Annotated in this window: 24 protein-coding genes; 5 read left to right on the top strand and 19 right to left on the bottom strand. The window is 39.6% G+C overall.

Features of this window, described 5'->3' with window-relative positions:
* Positions 1-15: 15 nt before the first annotated feature.
* From ACQCT8_RS03200 to ACQCT8_RS03190, 3 genes are all read right to left on the bottom strand, one after another.
* The gene (locus ACQCT8_RS03200; protein WP_041057177.1) at positions 16-993 is read right to left on the bottom strand and encodes an alpha-ketoacid dehydrogenase subunit beta; all 978 of its coding nucleotides are present in this window, start codon (positions 991-993) and stop codon (positions 16-18) included.
* Positions 994-996: 3 nt separating this feature from the next.
* The gene (pdhA, locus tag ACQCT8_RS03195; RefSeq protein ID WP_426868422.1) at positions 997-2,109 is read right to left on the bottom strand and encodes a pyruvate dehydrogenase (acetyl-transferring) E1 component subunit alpha; all 1,113 of its coding nucleotides are present in this window, start codon (positions 2,107-2,109) and stop codon (positions 997-999) included.
* 555 nt (positions 2,110-2,664) lie between these two features.
* Positions 2,665-3,306, bottom strand: a complete 642-nt coding sequence (locus ACQCT8_RS03190; RefSeq protein WP_426868420.1) for a YkyA family protein — start codon at positions 3,304-3,306, stop codon at positions 2,665-2,667.
* Between the two features lie 212 nt (positions 3,307-3,518).
* Between ACQCT8_RS03190 and def the strand changes: the two genes are divergently transcribed.
* The 3 genes from def (at position 3,519) to rnjA (ending at position 6,356) form a co-directional block, all read left to right on the top strand.
* Positions 3,519-4,073 carry a peptide deformylase gene (def, locus tag ACQCT8_RS03185; RefSeq protein ID WP_426868418.1) on the top strand — a complete coding sequence of 185 codons (555 nt, stop codon included), beginning with the start codon at positions 3,519-3,521 and terminating at the stop codon, positions 4,071-4,073.
* 402 nt (positions 4,074-4,475) lie between these two features.
* Positions 4,476-4,685 (top strand): DNA-dependent RNA polymerase subunit epsilon, encoded by a 210-nt coding sequence (locus ACQCT8_RS03180; RefSeq protein WP_426868416.1) that lies wholly within the window; start codon positions 4,476-4,478, stop codon positions 4,683-4,685.
* A gap of 3 nt (positions 4,686-4,688) precedes the next feature.
* Positions 4,689-6,356 (top strand): ribonuclease J1, encoded by a 1,668-nt coding sequence (gene rnjA / locus ACQCT8_RS03175; RefSeq protein ID WP_426868414.1) that lies wholly within the window; start codon positions 4,689-4,691, stop codon positions 6,354-6,356.
* Positions 6,357-6,447: 91 nt separating this feature from the next.
* Here the strand turns inward: rnjA and ACQCT8_RS03170 are convergent, their stop codons facing one another.
* The 6 genes from ACQCT8_RS03170 to ACQCT8_RS03145 form a co-directional block, all read right to left on the bottom strand.
* Positions 6,448-7,113 carry a potassium channel family protein gene (locus tag ACQCT8_RS03170; RefSeq protein ID WP_278238855.1) on the bottom strand — a complete coding sequence of 222 codons (666 nt, stop codon included), beginning with the start codon at positions 7,111-7,113 and terminating at the stop codon, positions 6,448-6,450.
* Positions 7,114-7,166: 53 nt separating this feature from the next.
* The gene (locus ACQCT8_RS03165; protein ID WP_426868412.1) at positions 7,167-8,180 is read right to left on the bottom strand and encodes a cytochrome d ubiquinol oxidase subunit II; all 1,014 of its coding nucleotides are present in this window, start codon (positions 8,178-8,180) and stop codon (positions 7,167-7,169) included.
* 156 nt (positions 8,181-8,336) lie between these two features.
* Positions 8,337-9,677, bottom strand: coding sequence for a cytochrome ubiquinol oxidase subunit I (locus ACQCT8_RS03160; RefSeq protein ID WP_426868410.1), 1,341 nt, complete (start codon positions 9,675-9,677; stop codon positions 8,337-8,339).
* A 387-nt stretch (positions 9,678-10,064) separates the two neighbouring features.
* Positions 10,065-11,885 carry an ABC transporter ATP-binding protein gene (locus ACQCT8_RS03155; protein ID WP_426868408.1) on the bottom strand — a complete coding sequence of 607 codons (1,821 nt, stop codon included), beginning with the start codon at positions 11,883-11,885 and terminating at the stop codon, positions 10,065-10,067.
* Positions 11,886-11,889: 4 nt separating this feature from the next.
* Positions 11,890-13,650, bottom strand: a complete 1,761-nt coding sequence (locus ACQCT8_RS03150; protein ID WP_426868406.1) for an ABC transporter ATP-binding protein — start codon at positions 13,648-13,650, stop codon at positions 11,890-11,892.
* 286 nt (positions 13,651-13,936) lie between these two features.
* Positions 13,937-14,479 (bottom strand): peroxiredoxin, encoded by a 543-nt coding sequence (locus ACQCT8_RS03145; RefSeq protein WP_426868405.1) that lies wholly within the window; start codon positions 14,477-14,479, stop codon positions 13,937-13,939.
* A gap of 222 nt (positions 14,480-14,701) precedes the next feature.
* Between ACQCT8_RS03145 and ACQCT8_RS03140 the strand changes: the two genes are divergently transcribed.
* Positions 14,702-15,571: a mechanosensitive ion channel family protein gene (locus ACQCT8_RS03140; RefSeq protein WP_426868403.1), complete on the top strand. Its 870-nt coding sequence runs from the start codon at positions 14,702-14,704 to the stop codon at positions 15,569-15,571.
* 611 nt (positions 15,572-16,182) lie between these two features.
* Here ACQCT8_RS03140 and ACQCT8_RS03135 read toward each other — a convergent pair.
* The 6 genes from ACQCT8_RS03135 to ACQCT8_RS03110 form a co-directional block, all read right to left on the bottom strand.
* Positions 16,183-17,295, bottom strand: a complete 1,113-nt coding sequence (locus tag ACQCT8_RS03135; RefSeq protein ID WP_426868401.1) for an N-acetyldiaminopimelate deacetylase — start codon at positions 17,293-17,295, stop codon at positions 16,183-16,185.
* Positions 17,296-17,376: 81 nt separating this feature from the next.
* A complete protein-coding gene (gene dapD / locus ACQCT8_RS03130) occupies positions 17,377-18,090 on the bottom strand; it encodes a 2,3,4,5-tetrahydropyridine-2,6-dicarboxylate N-acetyltransferase (protein ID WP_426868399.1) in 714 nt (237 codons plus the stop codon).
* A gap of 87 nt (positions 18,091-18,177) precedes the next feature.
* Complete coding sequence (locus tag ACQCT8_RS03125) at positions 18,178-19,059, bottom strand: LysR family transcriptional regulator (protein WP_426868397.1); 882 nt, start codon at positions 19,057-19,059, stop codon at positions 18,178-18,180.
* Positions 19,056-20,579, bottom strand: coding sequence for an MDR family MFS transporter (locus ACQCT8_RS03120; RefSeq protein ID WP_426868395.1), 1,524 nt, complete (start codon positions 20,577-20,579; stop codon positions 19,056-19,058). The genes ACQCT8_RS03125 and ACQCT8_RS03120 overlap by 4 nt, the downstream gene beginning before the upstream one ends.
* Positions 20,580-20,602: 23 nt before the next feature.
* On the bottom strand, positions 20,603-21,052 hold the full coding sequence (gene cbpB, locus ACQCT8_RS03115; RefSeq protein WP_426868393.1) for a cyclic-di-AMP-binding protein CbpB: 450 nt from the start codon (positions 21,050-21,052) through the stop codon (positions 20,603-20,605).
* A gap of 265 nt (positions 21,053-21,317) precedes the next feature.
* A complete protein-coding gene (locus ACQCT8_RS03110; protein WP_041057141.1) occupies positions 21,318-21,575 on the bottom strand; it encodes a YkuJ family protein in 258 nt (85 codons plus the stop codon).
* A 331-nt stretch (positions 21,576-21,906) separates the two neighbouring features.
* Between ACQCT8_RS03110 and ACQCT8_RS03105 the strand changes: the two genes are divergently transcribed.
* Positions 21,907-22,152, top strand: a complete 246-nt coding sequence (locus ACQCT8_RS03105) for a glutaredoxin family protein (RefSeq protein WP_426868391.1) — start codon at positions 21,907-21,909, stop codon at positions 22,150-22,152.
* Between the two features lie 38 nt (positions 22,153-22,190).
* Here ACQCT8_RS03105 and ACQCT8_RS03100 read toward each other — a convergent pair whose 3' ends face one another.
* The 4 genes from ACQCT8_RS03100 to ACQCT8_RS03085 all read right to left on the bottom strand — a co-directional run bounded on the left by ACQCT8_RS03100 (position 22,191) and on the right by ACQCT8_RS03085 (position 25,832).
* Positions 22,191-22,427 carry a hypothetical protein gene (locus tag ACQCT8_RS03100; RefSeq protein WP_426868389.1) on the bottom strand — a complete coding sequence of 79 codons (237 nt, stop codon included), beginning with the start codon at positions 22,425-22,427 and terminating at the stop codon, positions 22,191-22,193.
* A 54-nt stretch (positions 22,428-22,481) separates the two neighbouring features.
* A complete protein-coding gene (fadH, locus tag ACQCT8_RS03095; protein ID WP_426868387.1) occupies positions 22,482-23,249 on the bottom strand; it encodes a 2,4-dienoyl-CoA reductase in 768 nt (255 codons plus the stop codon).
* A gap of 111 nt (positions 23,250-23,360) precedes the next feature.
* Positions 23,361-23,585 carry a hypothetical protein gene (locus ACQCT8_RS03090; protein WP_278238841.1) on the bottom strand — a complete coding sequence of 75 codons (225 nt, stop codon included), beginning with the start codon at positions 23,583-23,585 and terminating at the stop codon, positions 23,361-23,363.
* Positions 23,586-23,714: 129 nt separating this feature from the next.
* Positions 23,715-25,832: an EAL domain-containing protein gene (locus tag ACQCT8_RS03085; protein ID WP_426868385.1), complete on the bottom strand. Its 2,118-nt coding sequence runs from the start codon at positions 25,830-25,832 to the stop codon at positions 23,715-23,717.
* Between the last annotated feature and the right edge of the window lie 163 nt (positions 25,833-25,995).

The following is a 25,995-nucleotide window of genomic DNA, read 5'->3' as shown; positions in this document are numbered from 1 at the left end:
TTTCATCTTGTAAAATTAAAATTCTAGTACTTTTTTAGCTGTAGCAATTACATCTTTTGAATTTGGAAGCCATACGGATTCAGCTTGAGAAAACGGGAAGACCGTGTCTGCAGCAGTAACACGCAGCACAGGAGCTTCAAGACTTAAGATTGCACGGTCATTAATTTCAGCCACCACGCTTGCAGCGATTCCTGCCTGCTTCTGCGCTTCCTGAACAACGATTGCGCGATTTGTTTTTTCAACAGATGCAATAATCGTTTCAATATCAATTGGCTGAATCGTACGCAAGTCAATCACTTCAACAGAGTAGCCGTCTTTTTCAAGAGCTTCTGCAGCTTTTAATGACTCATGAACCATTGCTCCGTAAGTAATGATGGAGAGATCCGTTCCCTCACGCTTAACATCTGCTTTTCCAAGTTCAATTGTATAATCTTCCTCCGGCACTTCTTCCCGGAAAGAACGGTACAATTTCATGTGCTCAAGAAAAATAACAGGGTCGTTGTCACGAATGGATGCAATCAGCAGACCTTTAGCATCTTTAGGAGTTGAAGGAATAACTACCTTCAGACCCGGCTGCTGAGCCATTAATCCTTCAAGGCTGTCTGCATGAAGCTCAGGCGTATGAACACCACCGCCAAAAGGAGAACGGATGGTGATTGGAGAAGAATATTTTCCGCCGCTGCGGTATCTCATCCGGGCCATTTGACCACTGACTGAATCCATTACTTCGAAAACGAAACCAAAGAATTGGATTTCAGGAACTGGCCGGTATCCTTCAAGTGCAAGACCGATCGCCAGACCGCCTATACCTGATTCAGCTAAAGGAGTATCGAATACGCGATCTTCGCCGTATTCTTTTTGCAGTCCTTCAGTTGCACGGAAAACTCCGCCATTTAAACCTACGTCCTCACCAAAGACAAGTACGTTTTCATCGTTCTTCATCTCTGTCCGAAGAGCATCAGTGATTGCTTGAATCATTGTCATTTGCGCCATGGCTTACTTCGACTCCTTCTCTTTGTAGATTTCATACTGTTCTTGCAGATTGTTCGGCATTTCTTCGTACATATTTTCCATCAGATCTGTCACCTTTTGCTTAGGTGTATCATCTGCTACTTTAATCGCTTCTTTAATTTCTTCTTTGGCTTTTTCAATTGATTCGTTTTCTTTTTCTTCGTTCCATAGATTTTTATCTTCCAGGAATTTTCTGAAGCGAACCAAAGGATCCTTCTTTTCCCACTCCGTATCCATCTCATCTGTACGGTAACGGGTTGGATCATCACCAGCCATCGTATGCGGCCCGTAACGGTAGCAAAGCGTTTCAATCAATGTCGGTCCTTCGCCATTAACAGCGCGGTCGCGTGCGTCTTTTGTTGCTGCATAAACGGCAAGAGGATCCATTCCATCTACTAAAATCCCCGGGATACCGGCAGAAACTGCTTTTTGAGCAATGGTTTTACCCGCCGTTTGCTTATCTCTTGGAGTAGAAATCGCAAACTGGTTATTTTGAACAACAAAGATCGCAGGTGCTGAATAGGCACCGGCAAAGTTTATTCCTTCATAAAAATCTCCCTGAGAAGATCCGCCATCACCTGTGTATGTAATGGCAACAGCTTTTTTACCGCGTTTTTTCAGACCTAGAGCAATTCCAGCAGTTTGAACGTACTGCGCTCCAATAATGATTTGCGGCGGCAATACATTAACCCCTTCAGGAGATTTATTTCCCAGATAATGACCACGTGAGAAAAGGAAAGCCTGAGAAAGCGGAAGGCCATGCCAAATAATTTGTGGAACATCGCGGTAGCCAGGAACAACCCAGTCTTCTTTTTCAAGTGCAAAATGAGAAGCGATCTGAGATGCTTCCTGTCCGGCTGTAGGTGCATAAAAACCAAGACGGCCCTGGCGGTTAAGCGAGATAGAACGCTGATCCAGAATTCTTGTGTAGACCATGCGGTGCATTAGTTCCTGAAGATCCTCGTCGCTGATTTCAGGCATTGCATCTTCATTTACAACATTTCCTTCTTGATCTAAAATTTGAAACATTTCGAAATGCTCTTCAATTTTACTCAGTGTTTTCACTGCATCAAATTGTGCTGTTTTATTTGAAGCCATTTCATCCACCTATCCTTCCATATTTAAATTTAAGGAATTCTTCCTTAATTCAAAAATACATATACTTTTTATTTTTCCACAAAATTGCCGGGAAAAAACATAAAAGTTTATATTTTATTAACTGTATCAATTTTTAATTTAATCTTAATGATACAATATTACGTACCTGCTTAGTTTACAATATTAAAAACCGCAGAGTCAATAAGAACGAATTAAGGTTTTTAGCAGAGGGGTTATTTTCTTTTAACTAAATCTCATTATCGTTAGTCTGCTGTCATAAAAACTACTTGTCTATCACACTTTGAACTATATTTTCCAAAGAGTTTATATTCTAAAGCTGCTTTGTCTCCACTTTTAAAAAGCCTTAAAAAAGATAAAATATAACAGGATATATGATTCATTTCCATCTGCTTTCCCATCCAGTCATAACGCAATAAGTCTTTCTTTTTTAAGAAACTGTATTATAAAACTGGTTTTATCTGTACTAATCTAGTTTGGATTCGCACATCTGTTATAGGTTATATCGTTTTTTCACAAAAAAAAAGCAGGGATCCCCTACTCTTCTTCGATCATGCTGTAATATTCGCTCTTTAATGAGTTGTATTCATCTGTTAAACCGTTAAACGCGTCATTCGTCTCAGTAATCGTGTTGTATTGAGAATTTACTTTTTCAATCTGCCCTTCGAGGTCTTCCAGTTCAAGTTCCTCATCTTTTAACATTGTATACAATTCGCGGTCGTATTCTATGCCGTCCGTATACTGTTCAACAAGATTCCCATGCAGCTCATAACGCTCAGTCATGACGGACACCATTTCCTCAACATGGGTTTTTAGACTTTCATCTTCAACATCCCCGACGTAATCTTCAATCTTCATAAATTCTTCTTCAGCTTCCTGCATTGATTCTGCCTCTACTGAAAGCTGTTCTTCCCGCTGATCCAGGTTCTCCAGCGCTTCATCTGCCAGGGACTCTACTTCTTCAAACTCTTCCATGCCCAAAGCCATAATATTATTAAACAGCTCCTGCTCTTCCTGCTCAAGTGTTTTAAAAGGCTCCTGGGAATCAACATATTCCTGTTCTTTTTCCACAGTTGAATCTAATGTTTCACTAATATCTTCTTCCGGTGAACCTCCAAAAACACAACCTGCCAGGAAAAGAGAAGAAAATACCGTTCCTGTTAAAATAGATTTTTTCACGATCTATGTACCCCCTTGAGATATTGACAATTATTATAATATAGGTGATTAAATCAATACGCAATGATTTTCATTACTCTTTCACTCTAAACCCACAACATTATTCTATTCCCGCCTATTTTTTTCTTTAGAAAACTTTGATATGATTACTCTAATTGCTTTTCATTAAGACAATCGGCTTATGATAAGTTTAAAATCAGGAGGATTTTTACATGATTAAAATGGAAGATATAATTCGGGATGGCCACCCGGCTTTACGCGAAGTAGCTAAGGAAGTTTCACTCCCTCCTTCTAGTGAAGATAAAAAAATCTTATCTGATCTGCTGCAATACGTGACGAATAGCCAAAACCCTGAAATTGCACAGAAGTACGGACTCAGACCGGGTATTGGCATTGCTGCACCTCAAATAAATATTTCAAAAAGAATGTTTGCTGTTCATTTAGAAGATGGCCAGGGAAATCTTCACAGCTATGCACTGTTCAACCCCAAAATTGTCAGTCATTCTGTAGAAAAATCGTTTTTGACATCCGGGGAAGGCTGTTTATCTGTAGATCGTAATGTACCCGGCTACGTTCACCGATATTCGCGTGTAACCGTGACAGGACTGGATTTAGAAGGCTCTCCTGTCAAATTGCGGCTTAAGGGGTTAGCGGCAATCGCCGTTCAGCATGAAATTGATCATTTAAACGGAATTATGTTTTATGACCATATAAACCTTAAGGACCCTTACAACGAACCTCCCGGGTCTATACCGCTAGAAAGATAAGTGCTGCTTTCGCACACTCACTTAGCTATAAAAAAATCAGTAAAATATGCGGTATGCTGGTCCTCCATTTCTTATCACGATCATGCTGTAAGGATGATTGATGTCAAGAGCCTCTTCTTTACATAATGCATCAAAACGAGTATGATATTAATAAGGAGTGATCCGCAATGTTGAAGAAGCTGAGAAAAAAGCTTGCACGACAGTGGAGAGACATGCTGCGTAAAAAGACAATTGCCTAGGCCCCTGTAAAGCCCTTCATATTCAGGAGGGCTGTTCTTTATGTTAGGGGTTTTTGATATAAAAATACAGAATTTTGCTAATAACAGTGAATACATGAGCAAAAGCTAAGGACAAGTTGTCCCAGGCGTTAAATAAGTTTTATTAGTTGAAGGAGAGATTGAGATGATTTACAAAGTGTATTATCAGGAAAGTGCTTCAGAAGTACCGGTGAGAGAAAAAACACAAACACTCTTTTTAGAAGCTGATTCGGAAATGGACGTTCGGCTGAAACTGAAAGACCGGAACTATAACATCGAAATGGTTCAAAAATTAGAGGGCAAATATCTAGAGTACGAACAAAATCATGAAAACTATAAGCTGGAGCAGATTTAACAAATGAAGTTTGTGAAAAATGACCAGACCGCAGTGTTTGCCCTCGGCGGCATGGGAGAAATCGGAAAAAATACGTACGGTGTTCAGTTTCAAGATGAAATTATTTTAATTGATGCAGGAATTAAATTTCCGGAAGATGAACTTTTAGGAATTGACTATGTGATTCCTGATTACACCTATTTGGAAAAAAACGCTGATAAGATTAAGGGTCTTTTTATTACTCACGGTCATGAAGATCATATTGGCGGAATCCCATATCTTTTAAGACAGGTAAACATTCCTGTTTATGGAGGGAAACTGGCTCTTGGTTTGCTGAAGAACAAACTTGAAGAGCATGGTTTACTCCGAAACGCAAAACTCCACCCGATAGGTGAAGATGATGTTATTAAGTTTCGTAAAACAGCTGTAAGCTTCTTCAGAACTACACATAGTATTCCTGATTCTTACGGGGTTGTCGTAAAAACTCCTCCAGGCAATATTGTTCATACAGGAGATTTTAAGTTTGATTTTACTCCTGTAGGTGAACCAGCTAACCTGACTAAGATGGCGGAAATAGGTAAAGAAGGAGTGCTTGCACTTCTATCTGACAGCACGAATAGTGAAGTGCCTAATTTTACTATGTCAGAACGCAAAGTCGGAGAAAGCATTGAAGATATCTTCCGAAAAGTCAGCGGCAGGATTATCTTTGCCACTTTTGCATCAAATATCTACAGACTGCAGCAAGTAACCGAGGCGGCAGTTAAGTATGGCAGAAAGGTTGCGGTTTTTGGCCGCAGCATGGATAACGCCATATCGATCGGTCATGAACTTGGTTATATCAGTGCGCCAAAGGATACTTTTATTGATGCACATACCTTGAATAGATTGCCGGCAGATAAAGTTGTAATCCTTTGTACCGGAAGCCAGGGCGAGCCTATGGCCGCTCTGTCCAGAATTGCCAACAGCACTCATCGTCAGATTCAAATTATCCCTGGGGATACTGTTGTGTTTTCATCTTCACCAATTCCAGGGAATACGATTAGCGTTAACCGTACTATTAATTTGCTGTATCGCGCCGGTGCAGATGTCATTCATGGTCCATTAAGTGATATTCACACTTCCGGGCACGGGTCACAGGAAGAACAAAAGCTGATGATCCGTTTGATTCAGCCGAAATTCTTTGTTCCTATTCACGGTGAATATCGAATGCAGAAAACGCATGTTACACTTGCCGTAGATTGTGACGTACCTGAAGAAAATTGTTTTGTTATGGACAATGGTGATGTACTGGCTTTAAGCAGTGACCATGCAAACGTTGCAGGCAAAATCACCTCCGGCTCTGTATATATCGACGGGAGCGGAATTGGCGATATAGGAAATATTGTTTTAAGAGATAGAAGACTTTTATCAGAAGAAGGATTAGTGGTTGTTGTAGTAAGCATTAACATGAAAGACCACCGAATCTCTTCAGGACCTGATTTGATCTCGAGAGGCTTTGTATATATGAGGGAATCTGGTGAATTAATTCACCAGGCACAATCGCTTATTCACAAACATTTGAACAAGGTATTATCTAGAAAAACTACTCAATGGTCTGAAATTAAAAACGAAATCACCGATACGCTTGAACCATTTCTTTATGAGAAAACAAAACGCCGCCCGATGATTTTACCAATCATAATGGAAGTTTAAAACAAAAAAGCTGCAGGTTCATTTCATAAAATGAACCTGCAGCTTTTTAATTTAACAGGAAAGGAAATCTCTCTGGATAAATCAGATAGTTTTATGAGCCCTGCATCACTTTTTTCTCAAATCTGTTGATGTCAGTGTCAGCCCCTATAACAATTAAAATGTCCTCTGCCTGTATTTCATCTGTTGCCTGTGGGGATACGATAATATCATCTTTTCTTTTAATAGCTACAATGTTAATCCCATACTGAGCACGGATATCCAGTCCGATAATTGTGTTGCCAATTAATAAATCATTTGCAACAATTTCTACAATCGAGTGCTCATTTGAAAGCTCCAGATAGTCGAGTACATTATTAGATACTATATTATGGGCAATTCTTTTTCCCATGTCTCTCTCTGGATGAACTACTTTGTCTGCACCGATTCTTTTAAGAACTTTTTCATGATAATCATTTTGAGCCTTAACCGTTATTTTTTTGACACCGATTTCTTTCAGCATCAGGGTCGTTAATATACTTGCCTGGATATCGTCCCCGATGGCAACAATCACGTGGTCAAAATTACGGATGCCAAGACTTTTTAATACCGATTCGTCAGTTGAATCAGCCATGACCGCATGAGTGGCGATATTGGCAAATTCGTCTATTTTATCTTCAAATTTATCGATGGCCATTACTTCCATGCCCTGCTCAATCAGTTCACGGACAATGCTTCCGCCAAAGCGGCCTAACCCAATCACAACAAACTCTTTCTTCACTGTAACTCCCCCATTGATTCTTGCTCATTTTCCTTATTTTATCACAAATGCTTCTACTTTTTGCCTTTAACATAATCAGCATCAAATAAAAACAATCTCATGAGTAAAAATAATGAAGGAATTAATAAAAGCAAGCCTGCAATAAATACTATTACCAGCGCTGTACCCATGGTTTCATTTACAACACTGCCTGTAATGGTGACATAAGGATACACAATATAAGGGAGGTGAGACGCACCGTAACCAAAGAAAGCAAAGAAGAATTGAAGCATCACTGCGATAAATGCGATACCATAATTCTTTTTCATGTATACAAGAATAGTTGCAATTAAGAAAAAGACAAATGACAATCCAAACATCCACCATAAGTCTAGTGCCTTTTCAAAATGCTCCGGGTTATGCTGCTGCAATGAAAGGAATACAAGAAAGCTTGCTAAAATGGTTGGAGCACTCCAAAACAGAGAGAACTTCCTCATAATCTGTCTTGAATCCACATCTTCTGCACGGTGAGCGTAAAACGTTAAAAAGCTGGCACTGATATAAAGAACAGAGACAATAGCGAGTAAAACGACACTCCATGAATAAAAGCTCGTGAAAAGCTCACCTGCGAGAAATTGGACGCCATTTTCCGTTTCCTCCAGGAACCCTCCCTCTGATATCGTCAGAGCAGTAGAAAGTGAAGCCGGTATTAATAATCCTGTAGCTCCATAGAGAAAAAGAAAGAAGGTGTTATTGCTCACACCGTAATTTCCAAATGCATAAAACGCACCGCGAATGGATAAAAGTATGATTGCCACACTGCCCGGAAGCAACAGAGCTGTACCCAAATAATATGCCGTATCAGGGAAAAATCCGATTAGGCCGACAAAGAAAAAGACAAAAAACACATTTGTTACTTCCCAAACCGGTGATAAGTATCGGCTGATCAATTTACTCATAATGTGCTCACGTTTTGTAATTCTGGCGTAATAAGCAAAAAATCCAGCTCCAAAATCGATCGAAGCTATAATGAGATAACCATATAAAAATACCCAAAGTACTGAAATTCCCAATACTTCCAAGCTCATATAACACCCTCCTTATGTAAGAATAGATAAAAAGAGAGAGGTGAGAACACTCTCTTTTTACCCTTGTAACGATTCAGAATAAAGCTTTTAAATAAATTGTATATTACCACAGGGATAAAAACTTATCAGGCAGAAGAATCGTTTACAGCTTGCTATTTATTCTACTATGCCATTTGGATAGCGTTTTTTAACTTCTGCTTCAGGTGGTCTGTTTTTAAACATTTTTGTCAAAACGGTTACGGTAAATACTGCCAGGACGATATAAAGCAGTATGAACATCGCAAGTGCAATTCCGACATCACCGGACGTTGTTGCACCCTCTTCAACTGTCATAAAGCCTCTCATTATCCATGGCTGGCGCCCTACTTCTGCCAGCACCCAGCCGCACTCAATGGCTACCAGAGCCAATGGTCCGCTTGCTACGATGGACCAAAGCAATGGTTTGTTCCATTCGTTAAATCTCTTAAAGAGCATGAGAAAGATAAAGACACCCGAGATCAATAGTGAAAACATTCCGATTCCCACCATCGTATCAAATGCGTAATGGATCCATAGAGGAGGCTGTTCTTCTTCAGGAAATTCATTTAACCCTATTACTTCAGTATCAAAAGAATTGCCGGAAAGAAAACTCAGCATGCCTGGGATCCGCAGCGCATTGCTTACTTCCCCTTCTTCATCAATCGTACCAAAAACAATTAAGTCAGCATTGGTTTCTGTTTCAAAATGCCATTCAGCAGCCGCAAGCTTTTCAGGCTGGTATTCTGCCAGATATTTTGCTGACAGGTCACCTGCAAGTGCGGTGCCCGAAGCAAAAACCAGACCTGCAATCATCGTGATGCGCAATGCTTTTTTATGATAATCCGAGCCCTTCTTGCGAAGAATAGCAAGAGCTGCAATGGCCGCAAGAATGAACGCTGCTGTCATGTAACTTGACATAACCACATGAAAGACTTTAGGCCAGGTTGCAGGATTAAACATTGCTGCAAGCGGCTCAATATTTACTGTTTCACCATCAACCAAATCAAACCCTTGAGGGAAGTTCATAAATGCATTGACGGATGTAATAAAGAATGCTGATAACGTAGAACCTATAACCACTGGAATGGTAAGCAGCCAGTGATACCATCTGTTTTTAAAGCGATCCCAAGTATATAAATAAATGCCGAGAAAAATCGCTTCAAAGAAGAAAGCAAATGTTTCCATAAACAGCGGCAGTGCGATTACTTGACCTGCCAGCTGCATGAAGCTTGGCCAGAGAAGGGATAACTGAAGCCCAATAGCCGTACCTGTAACTACACCTACAGCAACAGTAATTGTATATCCTCTAGCCCACCTTCTAGCTAATACTAATAGATCCGCATCCTTCCTCTTAATGCCCAGGAACTCTGCTATCATAATAAATATTGGAATTCCCACACCAATTGTTGCAAAAATAGCATGGAACATTAATGTACTTGCGGTCAAAATCCGACTCAGCATGATGCTATCTAATTCCAATGAATTTCGCCTCCTTTTACTCTTCACCAATCTTATATACCCACTATATCACTTCGCAAAGACAATTATAAAACATAAAGGTAGTTTGTGATATGTTGAACATGAACATTTTGTGACGTTCTTCACAATCTCCACTTGAGCATCACGAAGTCCTCCGTTTTAAGCTCAGAAATGTTATGTGACGATTCATTTCAATTCGAGCCTTCGCATCAATACTTGTTTATTTTAAAGATGTAAACGGCCGGCTGATGTGATTTTTATTTTGAGACTGAGAAGAACTTTAAAGTCATTCCTTTTGAACATTTGCTTGTTGCGAACAAAAAATGAGCCTGGGACGAATTTGTCCCAGGCTTAACCAGCGGATTTTAAATACTTAATACGTCAAAACTACAATGCCTTCAGCATATTAAATTGAGAGTGAACAAGGTGACTGTATATACCGTTTTGCATCATCAGTTCATCGTGACTGCCTTGCTCCATTAATTTACCGTGATCAAGTACGTAAATCCGATCAGAGTCCCTGATGGTTGACAGCCGGTGCGCAATAATTATAGCGGTTCTTCCCTTTAATAAAGTAGTTAATGCTTTTTGGATCTGAACTTCTGTTTCAGTATCAATAGAAGCAGTTGCTTCATCTAAAATTATAATTCTTGGATCTGCCAGCAATGCTCTTGCGAATGAAATTAACTGCCTTTCACCCACAGAAAGAATATTCCCTCTTTCTTCTACTTCAGTATCGTATCCTGAGGGAAGTTTTTCGATGAATAAGTTGGCTCCAACTGCTTTTGAAGCAGAAATAATTTCATCATCCGTTGCACTCGGGTGACCAAATCGTATATTGTCTTTAATGGTGCCTGAGAAAATGAACGTATCCTGAAGCACAATCGAAATTTGTGATCGAAGACTTCTTAAAGAAACATCCTTAAGATCATGATCATCCATTTTAATTTGACCGCCTGTTGGATCATAGAAACGGGTTATTAGATTCGCGATCGTTGTTTTGCCGGACCCTGTATGACCAACAAGTGCCACTGTCTCTCCCGCTTTAATGTTTAACGACACACGATCGAGCGCTTTACGATCCCTGGAATAAGCGAAATCCACCTGATCAAATGAAATGTCTCCTTTAATTTGTTCAAGCTGAACCGGATTTTTTCTCTCGGAAACATTCGGCTGCTCATCCAAAAATTCAAAGATTCGTTCAGATGAAGCCATCCCCATCAGAAGCTGATTGTAGACCATTCCCAGCCGTGAAATCGGCTCCCAAAACATGCCCAGAAGAAAAGCAAAAGACACGAGTTCACCAAGTTCAAGACGATCTGATTGAATAAGCGAAGCTCCATACCAGATCAGAATAGCTGAACCAACTGCATTCGTCATTTCCACGAGGGGTCTGAACGTCGCATTCTTCTTCGTTGCATCACGCCAGCTCTCAAACGTTTCAGTGTTCACTCCATTAAAAAATTGAGCATTTTCATTTTCCTGATTAAAGGATTGAGTCACACGAATTCCCTGAAGGCTCTCATTTAAGTGAGAATTCAACTTTGACTGCTTTAATCGCACTGTCTGCCATGAGCGTCGAATCTGCCTTCTTAGCTTGGTTGAGATAAAAAACATAATAGGTAGAATTACCATTACGGCTAATGCCAGTTCAGGGCTGATTGTAAATAAAATGATGAAGATCCCGATCAGCATTAATGCATCCATCAGTAAATTAATAACGCCATTGGTGAAGAGTTCCTGTAAAGAGTTTATATCATTCATGATTCTGACTAATATTGAACCGGCTGAGCGCTGATCAAAAAATCGATTGCTCAGCCATTGAACATGGGTAAATAAATGCTTTCTTAAATCATAAATAACACTTTGCCCCAGTACATTCATCCATTTGATTCGATAAATATTGGCCACATAATTGAGTAAATATAAGGCAGCAATGACCCCGACCAGAATTAAAAGTAAGCTTCGATCTTGATTTTCGATTGCCTCCCCAATTACGTAAATACCTATTAATATTGGGATGACAAGACGGATTGCTGTAGTAATCAAAACCATAATAATGGAAAGCGGCAGCAATTTTTTGGAATAGGGTTTCAGGTACCTTAAAAGTCTCCAGAGCTGCATCCAGTTAAAAGGCTTTTCAATTACCTGATCAGTGGAATATTTAAATCTGTTCATTATAGAATAACTTGCTTCATTTTTACTCATAGGATCACCTCGCTTTAGACTGAGCCTGCAGAATTTTTTTCTGGTCTTTATATTGAATATTATAAATCCGCTGATATTGCCCTTCTTCATTTACCAAAGTATCATGTGTTCCCCGGTTGGTAATTTGCCCGTTCTCAAAAACTAATATTTCATCAGCATGTTTTAAAGATGAAATCCGGTGAGCAATAATAATAGTAGTTCTCCCTTTCATTACCTCCATCAGGGCTTTTTGAATACTGAATTCTGTTTGCATATCCACTGCGCTGGTGGCATCATCGAGAATTAATATGCTTGGATCTAGACAAATGGCACGAGCTATGGCAATTCTCTGCTTTTGACCTCCTGATAAACCAAGCCCTCTTTCTCCAAGCATCGTGTCATAGCCATCAGGAAGTTCCATAATAAAATCATGAGCCTGGGCACGCTTTGCCGCATTGATAATCTCCTCTAACGAAGCATCCGGTCTGCCATAGGATATATTCGCCTTAATAGTAGAAGAAAATAAGAATGATTCCTGTAAAACAAAGCCTACATTTTGTCTAAGAGATGATAAGGTGTAATCCCGCACATCTGTTCCATCGATCTTTACACTTCCCTCAGTAGGCTCGTAAAATCTGGTCATTAACTGGGTCACACTTGTTTTACCAGATCCCGTTGCTCCGATTAAGCCGATCATTTTACCGCTTTCCACTTTAAAGGAAATATTATTGAGCGCTTTCTCATCATTTTCGGTATATCTGAGACTCACATTTTCAAACTCAACTTCCCCTCTGCTTCTAGTCATGACAACAGCATTTTCTCTGTCTGAAATAGGTTCATCGGCTTCTAAGATTTCTAATAAGCGTTCGCCTGATGCTTTGGATTGTGAAAATTGGTTAATTGTGAAACCCAGATTCATAATAGGCCAGATGATAAATCCGACTAAACTGTAAAAAGCAGTTAATTCACCAGGAGATAAATTTTCGTTAACTACAAGGAAACCTCCGTACCCCAGCAGCAGGATGACACTGGCATTCCCCAGAAACTCCATAAGAGGAAAATACTTTGCCCATATATCAGAGGTAAAGATGTATTTATCTTTATAATCCTCATTAGATTGATTAAACTTGTTAATCTGGTGCTCTTCCCGGGATAGAGATTTTACTGTATTAATTCCACTTATGTTTTCCTGTACATTTGTGTTCAGCTGTCCGAAAGATTTTCTCACTTTGCGAAAAGCCGGATGTACTTTTTTATCAAATTGATAGACAGCTACTGCAAGAAAAGGAATGGTCAGCATCGTCACAATCGTTAAAGGAACAGAATAGAAAAGCATAACTCCTGTTGTAACGATTAGCAGAAGGACCAGACGAATTAACTCTGCGAATCCGAAGGACAGAAAGAAACGAAACATTTCTACATCGGCTGTCAGCCTGGACATAAGATCTCCGGTTTTAGCATTATCATAGTATTGAAAAGGGAGTCGCTGTAGCTTCTTATAAAGCGTATTTCTCAAATCATAGACGGATATAATGCCAAATAAATCGCCATTGTATTGGGATATGTAAGTAGCTATTCCCTTAATAACCATAATTCCTATAAAACCTAAAGCTAAGTAGGGCACAATGCTAAACCGGCCTTGAAGCACAACCTCATCAATTGTCAGCTGGAGTATGATGGGGTAGACAACGGTGATGGCTGTCATGACGATAAGAAAAATGATGGATACGATAAAATACCGTTTATGGGGCCAATAAAAGCTTTTAAGTTTTTGAAAGACGTCCATAGTTCTCCTCCTTCCACATTTTAAAGCATACTATTTAATATATCGGTTTTCGAAATATAATACCACCTTTATTTTGAATTATTTTTCAACATAAAATATTCTTACTTTTTAATGAATTATCATCCTGAGAAACCAAGAAACTTTAATAACATTCTATAACTTTGAATGGTAAAAAGAATTAAGAAGAAAGTCAGATTCTGCTCAGGCTTTGCCACCAGCAATCAACCATTCAAATGAAAACCACAAAAAAAAGACCAGCGACTGAGGCTGGTCTTTTACATTGCTATTAAAGTGTTTTTTGGCCAGGCTTCCAATTTGCAGGGCAAAGTCCGCCAGTTTGCAATGCCTGAAGTACACGTAGAGTTTCATCCACATCACGGCCAATATTGTTGTGGAAAACAGTTTGATACTGAAGTTCCCCTTCTGGAGAAATAATGAACAATCCGCGAAGTGCAACGCCTTCTTCCTCGATCAGCACACCGTAATCACGTGAAATCTGATGATTCGTATCTGCTGCGATCGGATAGTTTAAATCTCCAAGACCGTTGTCTTTGCGCTCCGTGTTAATCCATGCCAGGTGTGTGTGAATCGTATCGGTTGAAACAGCAATTACTTCAGCATCCAGATCTTCAAATTCGTCATAACGATCAGACATTGCCGTAATTTCTGTTGGACATACAAAAGTGAAATCCATTGGATAGAAGAACAAAACAGTCCATTTGTCTTCTTTCATATTCTGCTCAAGGCTTACTTTTCCAAATTCTTTATTTGCAAGTACAGCTTCCATTTCGAAACGTGGTGCCTGCTTGCCAACCATGCGTTCTGCCATTTGTTATCCCTCCAAAAATTAATTCAAATTGAGCTAAAAGCTCTTTTAATAAAAATCTACATTCCAAATGATAATATAATCGACATACAGAGTCAATTAAGAGCAATTAAATCAAAAAATCGGTTCGATTCGACGGAATCCACTCCTCATGCTACGTTATCGTTTGATGAAAAAACCTAAAGGCGGTAAAATTGACACTCTAAAGATGGAAAGGATGATGAAATGGATATGTTACAATTCTCGCTGATCAATGAAAGACTGACTGAATATGAATGGGGTGCCTTGTTAATTACTCTTGGGATCGGCGCGGTAAAAGTTATCGGCATTATTATCGCTTTTTTAATCTTCAGGAGTCTGGGCAACCGGGTTCTGACCCGTACATTTGAGCGCTATGAAAAAAGAGAAAATGTCTCAGCAAACAGAGCACGTACTCTTGAAGGATTGACCAAAAATGTGTTTGGCTATACACTTGTTTTTATTTTAATTGTTACAGTCTTACAAGTATTTAATTATGATGTAACTGCACTGATTGCCGGAGCAGGTATTATTGGCCTGGCCATTGGCTTTGGTGCACAGGGGCTGGTTAGTGATGTAGTTACAGGGTTTTTCATCTTACTTGAAAAGCAAATTGATGTAGGCGACTACATTACTACTGGTGAGTTCTCTGGTATATGTGAAGAGGTGGGGCTCCGACAGACTAAGATTCGCGGATTCGACGGGACTCTTCATTACGTTCCTAATCGGGAAATTACCGGCATGAGCAATCATTCAAGAGGAAATATGCAAGCCTTAGTAGATATAGGGATTTCCTATGATGATGATGTGGATAAAGCTATTGAAGTACTTCAGTCTGTTTGCGATAAACTTGCTCAAACAAACCCCGCAATCACGGAAGGACCAAATGTACTGGGTGTTCAGAATTTAGGGGATTCCGACGTCGTGCTGAGGATTATAGCCAAAACGGCAAATATGGAGCAATGGGGTGTTGAGCGTAGTTTGAGAAAATCCATTAAAGAGGCATTTGATCAAAATGGCATTGAGATTCCATTCCCGCACCAAGTATATGTAGAAAAGAAAGAACCCCAGAGATAAGTTTAGTTTTACGGAGTCTGTTTAATATTAGTGTTGTCTTTCTTTTGAAGCAAAGAGCCTCAGACAAAATATGTCTGAGGCTCTTTAACCGGTTCACTGCGTTTCAGGCCGACGCTCCGCAGGGACGGGGCGCTGAGCCTTCTTAGTCGCTGCCCTGCGAAGTATCAGCTTGCCGTCATATCCTGCAAAGAGTCGCCACCTTCCGCTCCGCTCACCTCTTACTATTACAGTAAGCTTTCTAAATTTAAACTTTTTTAGTGACGTCCCGTTCCCTGTTGTTTCTTACTAAAGAATTTGCACTGACAAACTTAAGTACCCTTCCTTAAAGAAATGAGAACTAAACCAAGGCCTACTTTTTATCCCTATGGTTACCTCCTCTGCTTATTAAAACATGTCCCTTTTGAATTTTTTTTTTAAAAAATATTACATTTATAAAAAGATGAAGGATGCTTAAAACTCCCGGCTGGATACGAAATTGATTTAGACCCAGGCGGTCACTGCAGAATGAATTTACCTGAAGCGTAGTGAAATGTTCTAGGAACGTGGATTTATTTTTCCTGAGCTCTTGACTACCTATTACTCACATAAGTTTTTTCTTAATCAGATTTTGTCTAGTCTCTATTTAAATACTTCCACATTAAATCTATCGCAATGGGAATAGCTTCTTCATTGGGATTTAGTTTGGAATGATGCAGTCCGTATGGAGATTCGACTCCAAGCCAGAACATAAAACCAGGGATCTCCTTTAAAAAATACCCAAAGTCCTCTCCGGTCATTGCCTTCTCACACTCTATCATCCTTACATTTGGTGCTTCATCAGCAAATTTCATAAATTCGGACACAAGCTCGTCGTCATTGTATACCTGGTAATAGGGCTGATTAAATTCTGCTTTGACCTCACAGTCAAACGATGCGCCGATACCCTGCGCAATTGCTTCCACTCTGGACTTAAGAATGGTCATTGTTTCTGGATTAAGTGTCCTCATTGTTCCGCTCAAAACAGCTTTTTCAGCGATAATATTACCTACGGTTCCCGCTTCTAGCTTTCCGATTGTGACGACTCCGCTGTCCAGCGGATCAAGACTTCTTGAGACAATCGATTGCAGCTGTGTAATAAGATGCGCTCCTGCTACAATCATATCTTTCGTTTTATGAGGATAGGCGGCATGCCCTCCAAGACCGGTAAGTTCTATATGGAGTTCAGAGGTATTGGCAAAAAGCAGCCCGGGCTTTGTAGCAATCTCCCCTGCTTTATATTCAGGAGCGATATGAAGACCAATCATCTGATCCGGCCACCATTTTTTCATCTGATCGGACTGAAGCATTCTCTCAGCTCCTCCAGGTCCTTCTTCAGCAGGCTGAAACAGGAAAAGAAGATGATCTTTAATGGGATTTGCCGCCGCCTTTGTCAGCAGGCCAAGAGCGATTGACATATGTAAATCGTGACCGCAGGCGTGCATATAACCAGGATGCTCTGATTTAAAAGAAAAATTAGTTTCTTCCTTAATTGGAAGGCCGTCAATATCGGTTCGATAGGCAATAGTTTTTTCAGGCGAAGTCCCTTTGACAAAAACAAATAGACCGGTTTCCCATTTTTCTACAGTTAAACAGTCCTGTGGGAGCTGCGTTATATAATCAAGTAAAAATGCCTGTGTTTTAAATTCTCTATAGCCAGTCTCAGGGATTTTGTGCAATTCTCTTCGGATTGTTATAAATGAATTCATTATCCTGCTCTCCTTAAAAAAGACGCAGAACGGAATCTGCGTCTCAGACTTTAAATTGAACTGCTTCTGAATTCTTTAGAATTAAAGCTGGCGAAGTTCCTGTTTAATCTCGGTTTTTGATTTCGTTTTTTCATCAATTTTTTTAAGAATTTTAGCCGGCGTTCCAGCCACAACCGTATAAGGAGGTACGTCTTCAATGACTATCGCTCCTGCCGCGACTACTGCGCCTTTACCGACTGTTACGCCTTCGAGCACAACTGCATTTGCACCAATCACCACATCATCTTCCACTATAACCGGCTTCGCTGATGGCGGCTCGATTACACCTGCAAGAACAGATCCTGCACCAATATGACAGTTTTTCCCTACCGTAGCTCTGCCGCCCAGTACTACATTCATATCAATCATAGTGCCTGCACCCACTACAGAACCAATATTAATAGAAGCACCCATCATAATCACTGCATTGTCTCCGATTTCTACTTGATCACGAATAATTGCGCCAGGTTCAATTCTTGCTTTTACATGTTTTAAGTCCAATAATGGAATAGCAGAATTTCTACGATCATTTTCTATTACATAGTCAGTGATTTTATCTTCGTTTGATTCTATGGCTTCTGAAAGATCAGCCCATTCTCCAAACACTACACCTGTGCTTCCCGATATAAATGTTTGCGCAGATTCCCCAAAATTAATCTGGTCAAGATTTTCACCTTTTAAATACACTTTTACCGGTGTAGATTTTTTTGCATTTTGTATGTATGAAATAATTTCGTTTGCATTCATTTGATTCATTTTTTAAAAGTCCCCTTCCGAATGGTAGTCTTCATGGTGCTCTTTTACTTTATCAGAACAGAGTATTCAAAAACAAGTGATTCACGATCAATTTAAATCCATTTCCTCTAGATATTCTTTTACCACTTTTGTAAATGCTTCAACTTGAGGAAGTTCAAATGATGACTGATACCCTAAAAGCCACGTATCCCTTTTTAAAGCAGCTGCCTCTGATTCAAGAGGAATCTTATGGATATTTTCTTCAGTTCCAGTCAGGGTTATGGAAGGAAGAATTGCATATCCGATGCCGTTGATCGCCATTTGCTTGCAGGTCTCAATTTGATCAACAAGGATGTTTTGTCTGGGCGCCGTTTTAAAATGCTGATTCCACCAATCTTGAATCTCCTGATAATAGGTTGAATCACTTTTAAATTGAATAAACGGTCTTTCTGTTTTAAGCAATTCTTCTATTGATTTAATTTCTTTATCAACCAGATAAAGCTGGTCTTGGAATAAATGCATTTTCGGTCCTTTCCAATCTGGAGTGCCCCGGATAATGCCTACATGCACTTCTCCGGCATAAACCGCCTGAAGAATCTCACTGCTCCAGCCTGTAATCAGGGAGATCCGGGCATGAGGGTTCTTTTCTACAAACCGTTTTAATACTTTCGGCAGCCAGTTTTGACCAACGATTGAAGCACAGGCAATTTTCAACGTGCCATATACTTTTGAATCCATTAGCTGAAGCTGTTCGCTCACACTTTCTTCCTTTGACAGGACATCTTTTGCAAGCTGAATTACCATTTCTCCTGCGGGTGTCAGGGTAACACCTTTTTGAGATCTCAGAAATAGGAGCTGCTGCCACTCTTTTTCAATTGTCTGAAGACGCTGGGAAAGAGCCGGCTGGGAGATAAAAAGACGCTCTGCAGCTTTTCTCATATTCATTTCCTGCGAAAGTACAACAAGCAGCCGGTAGTCGGAACGATTCATTTTTCAGGAACCTCTCTTCCTGAAGGTATATCCTTCTTTGGTAAAAACAAAATTAAAATTAAACTGATTACAGCAATAACAAGAACAATTGCATACACAGACTTTAAACCTGTTGACATTGCCTGCTGAAGAGAGCTCAGTATATCCGCATCCAGTTCTTTTCGACCCTCTTTAGTTAAGAGATCATTCACTGCATTTACGCCAAGATCGTTCACATCTTCATTTGTGCTCGTACGAAAAGAATTTAACAGGCTGGCATTTAAAATGCCCCCAAGCAGGGCCACCCCGACTGTGCTTCCGAGGTTCCGCATGAAGATATTCGCAGCAGTAGCTGCCCCCCTTAAATTCCAGGGTACTGCACTTTGAATCGTGACAATAAAAGCTGTCGTGGTTAAGCCCATTCCTGTGCCGACGAAGAAAGAGGAGATTGCAGCCCACCATGGACCGTATGAAGGCTCCATCAGGACGAAAAGTACTGCACCTATAACAAGCGAGCATCCGCCAATAAGCGAAGTACGATAATAGCCGATGCGTATCAGCAGTCTGCCTGCAATCACAGCAGCAATCGGCCAGCCTATAGACATAGCTGTTAATGTAAACCCTGCGACTCTCGCGCTTTGTTCCATTACACCGGTGACAAATGCGGGAAGATAGCTTGATATTCCGATAATTAATATGCCAGTGGAAAGTGATACAACATTCGCAATCAGAATGGACCTGTTTTTCCAGATTGAAAAAGGCATCATTGGTTCTTCAGTTTTCATTTCATGTTTTAAAAATAAAACAAATAAAACGACTGCGGCTAAAAGAAGAACAAAAGCAGTTAGTGAAGTCCACCCGACCGAAATGCCTCCTTCTACAAGCAAATAAAGCAGCACAGTCAAGGCTGCCGTCAAAAGAATGGCTCCCTTGCTGTCTATATGGTGCTTTTTCTTTTGAACTTTTTCGTCTAAAAAGACCCAAAGGCCAATGAGTGAGAGCATTCCAAGCGGAATATTCACCCAGAAAACAAACTGCCAGCCTATAGTATCGACCAATAGTCCACCAATTGCAGGACCCATAATGGCAGAAATCCCCCACACACTGGATAAATACCCTTGAATTTTAGCCCGTTCTTCCTTGGTGTAGATATCTCCAACAATCGTGGTCGCAATAGGAAGGACAGCACCGGCTCCAATTCCCTGAATGAAGCGGAAAGCGATAAGCCATTCCATTGAAGTTGCCAATCCGCATAGAATTGAGCCAATTAAGAACAATGTCATTCCAAATGTCATAACCGGTTTTCGTCCATAAAGGTCTGAAAGCTTTCCGTAAATTAGTACTGTAACCGTACTCATGAGTAAATAGGATGAAAACACCCAGCTGTAAAGGTCAAATCCTCCAAGATCTGCTGCAATTGACGGCATGGCAGTAGATACAATGGTTGCTTCAATAGCTCCTACGAACATTGCAAGCATGACTGAAGCCAAGATAAAAGGCCGATACTTATGCTGAGATTTATTTTTTTCAGAGTCATTCATATAATTGTGGTTCCCTTCAAGAATTATGACTGTTGTATTTGCATATGAATATGCCGTTGAAGCTGTTTAAGCATAACTCTTCTCGTCATAATCCCCTGGAAATAACCATCTTTATCCATAACACATAAAAATGGATGGTCTACAAGAAGGTTTAAAGCATATTGAAATTGGTCAGTCATTTTTAAATGAGGAATATCTTTTTCCATTACATCTTCTACCTTTTTTTCATCTAAGCGGTCAAATTCAATGGTCTCAAGCCCAAGGATTGAATCTGTAATCATCTGCATACTTATCAAACCTTTTAAATGGTAGTGCACGTCCAGTACAGGTATCGCGGAATACCCGCTCTTAGTTAATAACAGCAGTGCATGTTCAATTGTATTTGCCGGCTGAACATGGGCAATTTTCTCTGATGAGATAACAAAATCCTCTATTGCCGTTTCAAGAAAGTCTTTATGTTCTATTGAAATCATTATCTTATACCCCTTTTATAATGAACATTCTTCTCCATCATAACATATTCTTCAAAAAACTCTGTAAGGAAAGATTGATAAACTGTCACAACCTCAGTTGCCGTGAGTTGATCCCGCTCTGAGAGTGCAGGGCATGTGTCATCATTATATACGAAAAGCCATCGCTCACTCCGTTTGCAGAGGAGTGAGCGATGGCTTTAAACAATATCTGATGGCTATTAAATGAATCAGCTGTCCATTAGAATAAAAAACAGCTTGCTGCTTTCTATAATTCGTTTTCTTCCTGAAGCAGTTCGAAAATTTCAATCGCGGTCATATCAATATTATCAAATGGATATTTTTGTGCTTTATTATCGCGATCATAAACCTCAAGCTCAAACGTGTCATTAGCAGAAAAATATTTCACCTGACAAACTCTTCTTCCGTTGACTTCAAAAAATCTTGATTGAACATCTCCTGAATCGTCTTGCTCCTGCAGTGTTTTTAACCTTTGAATAATGCCCATCAATTGTGATTGTGACATATGGCATTCCCCTTCCCTGATAAAGTATGGCTACAGTGCCGGTACTGTTGCTTTAAAATAAAGTATCGCAATAATTTCAGCTAGTAAAGACAAACATCCTGCGTTTGTCTGGAAAGTAAATTCAGCCTTTATTTATTTCCCCTAATCTGTTCATTACAAAACAAGGAATACTATATCATACTTAAAGTAAAGTTTATATAGTTTCAACAGATTACCGAAAGAAATCTTACTTACATGTAAGCTGCGGCCTCAGCATAATTTTTGACACAGCGGCCTCTTTGGGACAAACTAGATTAAGAATTCCATTACATGATAGTCAGGAAGTGAAAATATGCATAAGGTTGTACTTTATACGCAGCCCCAATGCCCTCCATGCGAGATCGTAAAAAGGTTTTTAAAGGCCTACGATATTAATTTTTATGAAATAAATATTAAAGAGGACCAAAAAGCGAAACGATATATGCTAAATCAGCTAGAAGCGTATTCTACACCTACTGTAGTAGTGAATGAACAGGAAATTATTAGAGGGTTCAACCTCGAGGAACTGGCATCTGCACTCAACATTGAATGTGAATAAAAAGCCAGTTGATTAGGAAAATTCCCTACAGCTGGCTTTTACGTGATCATGATCCAGTAAATAATGTACCCGATTACAAATATTGTCGCCAGTATATAAACAATAAAAACGGGATTCATTAAAATATTGTGCGCTCGCGGTCCTTTTGCCACTTCTTCATCTTTTGGATCTTGAACTTTAGAGTTTCTGTAAGCAATACGAAGAGTAACAAAGAACCCCGCCACACCAATTAAGATAAAAAATGAAATTAAACCTATATAAGGTCCCTCACTCAATCTGATCACATCCTTTACGTATAGAATGTCCAGATTTGAAAGGGAATATTCGCCTTAAAATGGAAAAGAATTAAGGTGCTGCCCGCCATCCATCGTAATGCACTCACCGTTTATATAAGCGGCTTCCTCTGAAAATAAATAAGCAGCAAGCCCCGCAATTTCCTCAGGCTTACCCAGCCTTTTTAAAGGGACGGAAGCAAGTGTGCGTTTAGCAGCTTCTTCAGATTGCCACAGTTTTTCTGCTCCTCCTGTACGTTCTATGGGTCCCGGAGCAATCGCATTGGTCCGGATTCCATATTTGTGACCCCATTCCACCGCAAGCGTCTTTGTTAAAGAAAGTACACCGGCCTTTGCGGCCGCCGAATGTGCTACGCCTGCTCCAGCATCCCATGCGTATGTGGCCACCATGTTAATCATGCTTCCTTTACTATTGTTTGAAATCCAATAGTCCCCGGCAGCTTTAGAACAATAAAATGTCCCGTTTAATACAATGTCTATGACCGATTTCCACCCGTTTGGCGACATTTTTTCGACTGGACAAATAAAGTTGCCGGCAGCATTATTAATCAGACCGTCTACTTTACCAAACGTATGAACCGCCTCCTTAACCATTGCTGCTGCCATTTCGGGCTCTCTCACATCCATTTGAAAAGTCTCTATATCCCCTTGTCCAATACTGGCTAACTCACTTTTAGCAAGTGTCAATTTCTCTTGATCTCTCCCTGTAATGAGAACCGAATGTCCATCCTGTACAAACCTTTGTGCCATGTATTTCCCCATTCCATTTGAACCGCCTGTAATGATATACACTTTTTTCTCCATCTTAACTCCCCCTTTAAAATGAATGAATATTCACTCATTAAAGTATACGTTAAGCCATATTAAAAATCAAAAAAACCTGCAAAACAAATGCAGGTTTTTGTTCATACAACATTATTGTGAAAAATCCTGAGATAATGAAAGCTTTTGATGAAGCTGTGCAATCGCACGAATGATGGTGCGTTTTCGATGGTGACCCACTGCAAAAGCTGAAAAACCATTTAGTTCAGCAAATACTTTTCCTTTTGAACCTTTGTCACCGAACCCGTCTGTATAAACCACAACCGTTCCAAAATCTGTAGGAATTCGTAAGATATCTAATTTTATGCCTTTTTTCACAGCTGAAATTAACTCCTTTACCTTTGACTTGCTTAAAAACACTATTTCTACCGTATAGGACAGCAGAGTAAATGTCAATACAACCAAAGGCTGAACGAAAAAATTTAACAGTTGGCTGCCTATATTCACTTACCCAATGGCTATTAAATGTTTCTCAATTTCCTTTGAAGAGACCGGTTTACTAAAGAAGTAGCCCTGTCCTTTTTGACATTTTTCATTTTTTAAAAAATCCACTTGATAAGGCTCTTCTACTCCCTCCGCTACCACTTCCATTCCCAAACTATGAGCTAAATGAATAATGGTTTTTGTGATGGCTGCATCCCTTACATCTGTTTGCAGTTCTTTTACAAAGCTTTGATCAATTTTTAATATGTCTATTGGGAAATTTTTTAAATAGTTTAAAGAAGAATACCCTGTACCAAAATCGTCAATAGAGATTTTGATTCCAATTTTTTTAAGTTTTTTAAGCATATTAAGCGTCTCAAGAACATTCCCCATAGCGCTTTCAGTAATTTCAATTTCAAGCATTGAGGGCTCGAGCTGGTGTCTTTCGAGCGCCTGTTTAATACTCTCATCAAAATCCTCCTGACTAAATTGTTGAGGAGAGATGTTTATGGCAATTCTGGTTTTTTCGAGGCCTTTTCTGTTCCACAATTCAAGCTGAAGACAAGCCTGATCGATCACCCATTTCCCGATGGGCAGAATAAGTCCGGTTGTTTCTGCCAAAGGAATAAATTGAGATGGAGCGACCGAGCCGAATTTTCCATTGTTCCATCTGAGAAGAGCTTCTACACTATGTATTCTTCCGTCTGTCAAATTTACCTGCGGCTGATAAAAAAGAGTCAGTTCATTTAATTCAATGGCTCTTCTAAGATGTGTTTCCATAAGCAATTCATTAGGGAAAGAATCTTTCAAGCCATCCCTATAAAATAGAAACTGTGCATTCCCTTTGGCTTTTGCTGCTGTTAATGCCTGTCTTGAACAGCTGATGACAGAATCTGCTGTTAGGTTTTCACTATGCTGAATCATGTAAATTCCAAAGCATGTGGAAAGATAATAATCCTCTCCTTCAATGGTGAATGGACGGGAAAAATCAGCTGCTACCTGCTCTACAAATGATTCTGTCTCATGTCTGTCTAAACCATTTGCGATAAAAACAAACTCATCCGCCGTTAAACGGTATAACTGAACAGACAATGATGTATATGAAGCCAGTCTGGCTGCAACTTCTTTTAAAAGGTCATCCCCATTATTATATCCTAAAAAATCATTCAGTATCTTAAATCTGTCAAGATCTAGGCTGATCACTGCAAAAGAAGAATCTTCATCGTGTTTTTTTATAATCTGATTAAGCTGGTCTTCTAAAGCACGGCGATTGAGCAGTCCAGTCAAATGATCATGCCTGGACAAAAAGTGGATTTGCTCCACTTTTTGTTTTTCACTCGTAATGTCCCGTGCAATTAAATACATCCCTTCCACTTTTTCTTCAATTTTAATGGGAATAAATTTAATATCCGCTATTATAGCCGCGCCGTTCGTTTTTCTCATGTTAATTGAAGGAATACTGAGTGAACGGCCTTGTCTTATCATCTTCATCGTTTCATAAATATCAAGAAAAAATTCGGGATCGAAATAATCTTCTATTTTCGGCATCAGGCCGTTGGCCCTGTCAGTTTGAAACAACTCAGATGCTGCTTTATTTACATTTAAAATTTCTCCATTAATTGAAAGAATAAAAATAGAATCCAGATTGTGGCTGATTAAGGATGAGTAATAGTGCTTCATTTTTTTCAATTCATTTTTTTCATTTTGTTGTGCTGTGATATCACGTGTTATAGCAGCAATATATTTCTTTTTATCCTGACCATTTTCAAAAATGGGTGTAAGCAGGGTTTCATAGAAACAAAGCTTGCTGTTGATGAATACCTCGTCTATATACCTCACAGTTTTCTTACTTTCATAGGCCTGTTTATAGCTTTGACGGATTTTATCGCCGTGCGGACCTTTTACGATAGAATCTATTGACTTCCCAATAATATTCTCTCTTTTTTGGTTGATTGAGTCCAGCGCTGCATTATTAGCAAACATATAAATAAATTCAGTGTTTTCTGTGACTTTCATAATAAAGACACTATCTGATATATGCTCAGTAATCATTTCCATTAAAACTTTTGAAACAACTTGCTGTTCATCTCTATGAGCAGCCTGATCTTTAATAGGTGCACTTTCAGAAAGCGGTGCTTCCATAGGTTCGTCCTTCCGCCTAATATGTAGGAGCATGAATTCAGATAACAGGATAAAAGACTCAATCCCGCAATAAGTACTTATAATCATTTCAGAATATGAAGATTTTGTCAACAATAAAACAGATCTTTAGTCATGTTTTCGTTACCCGATCGAAAGGTTAACC

Source organism: Jeotgalibacillus proteolyticus (assembly GCF_050107735.1).
Taxonomy (GTDB): domain Bacteria; phylum Bacillota; class Bacilli; order Bacillales; family Jeotgalibacillaceae; genus Jeotgalibacillus; species Jeotgalibacillus proteolyticus_A.
This window is presented reverse-complemented; position numbering and strand designations above follow the sequence as displayed.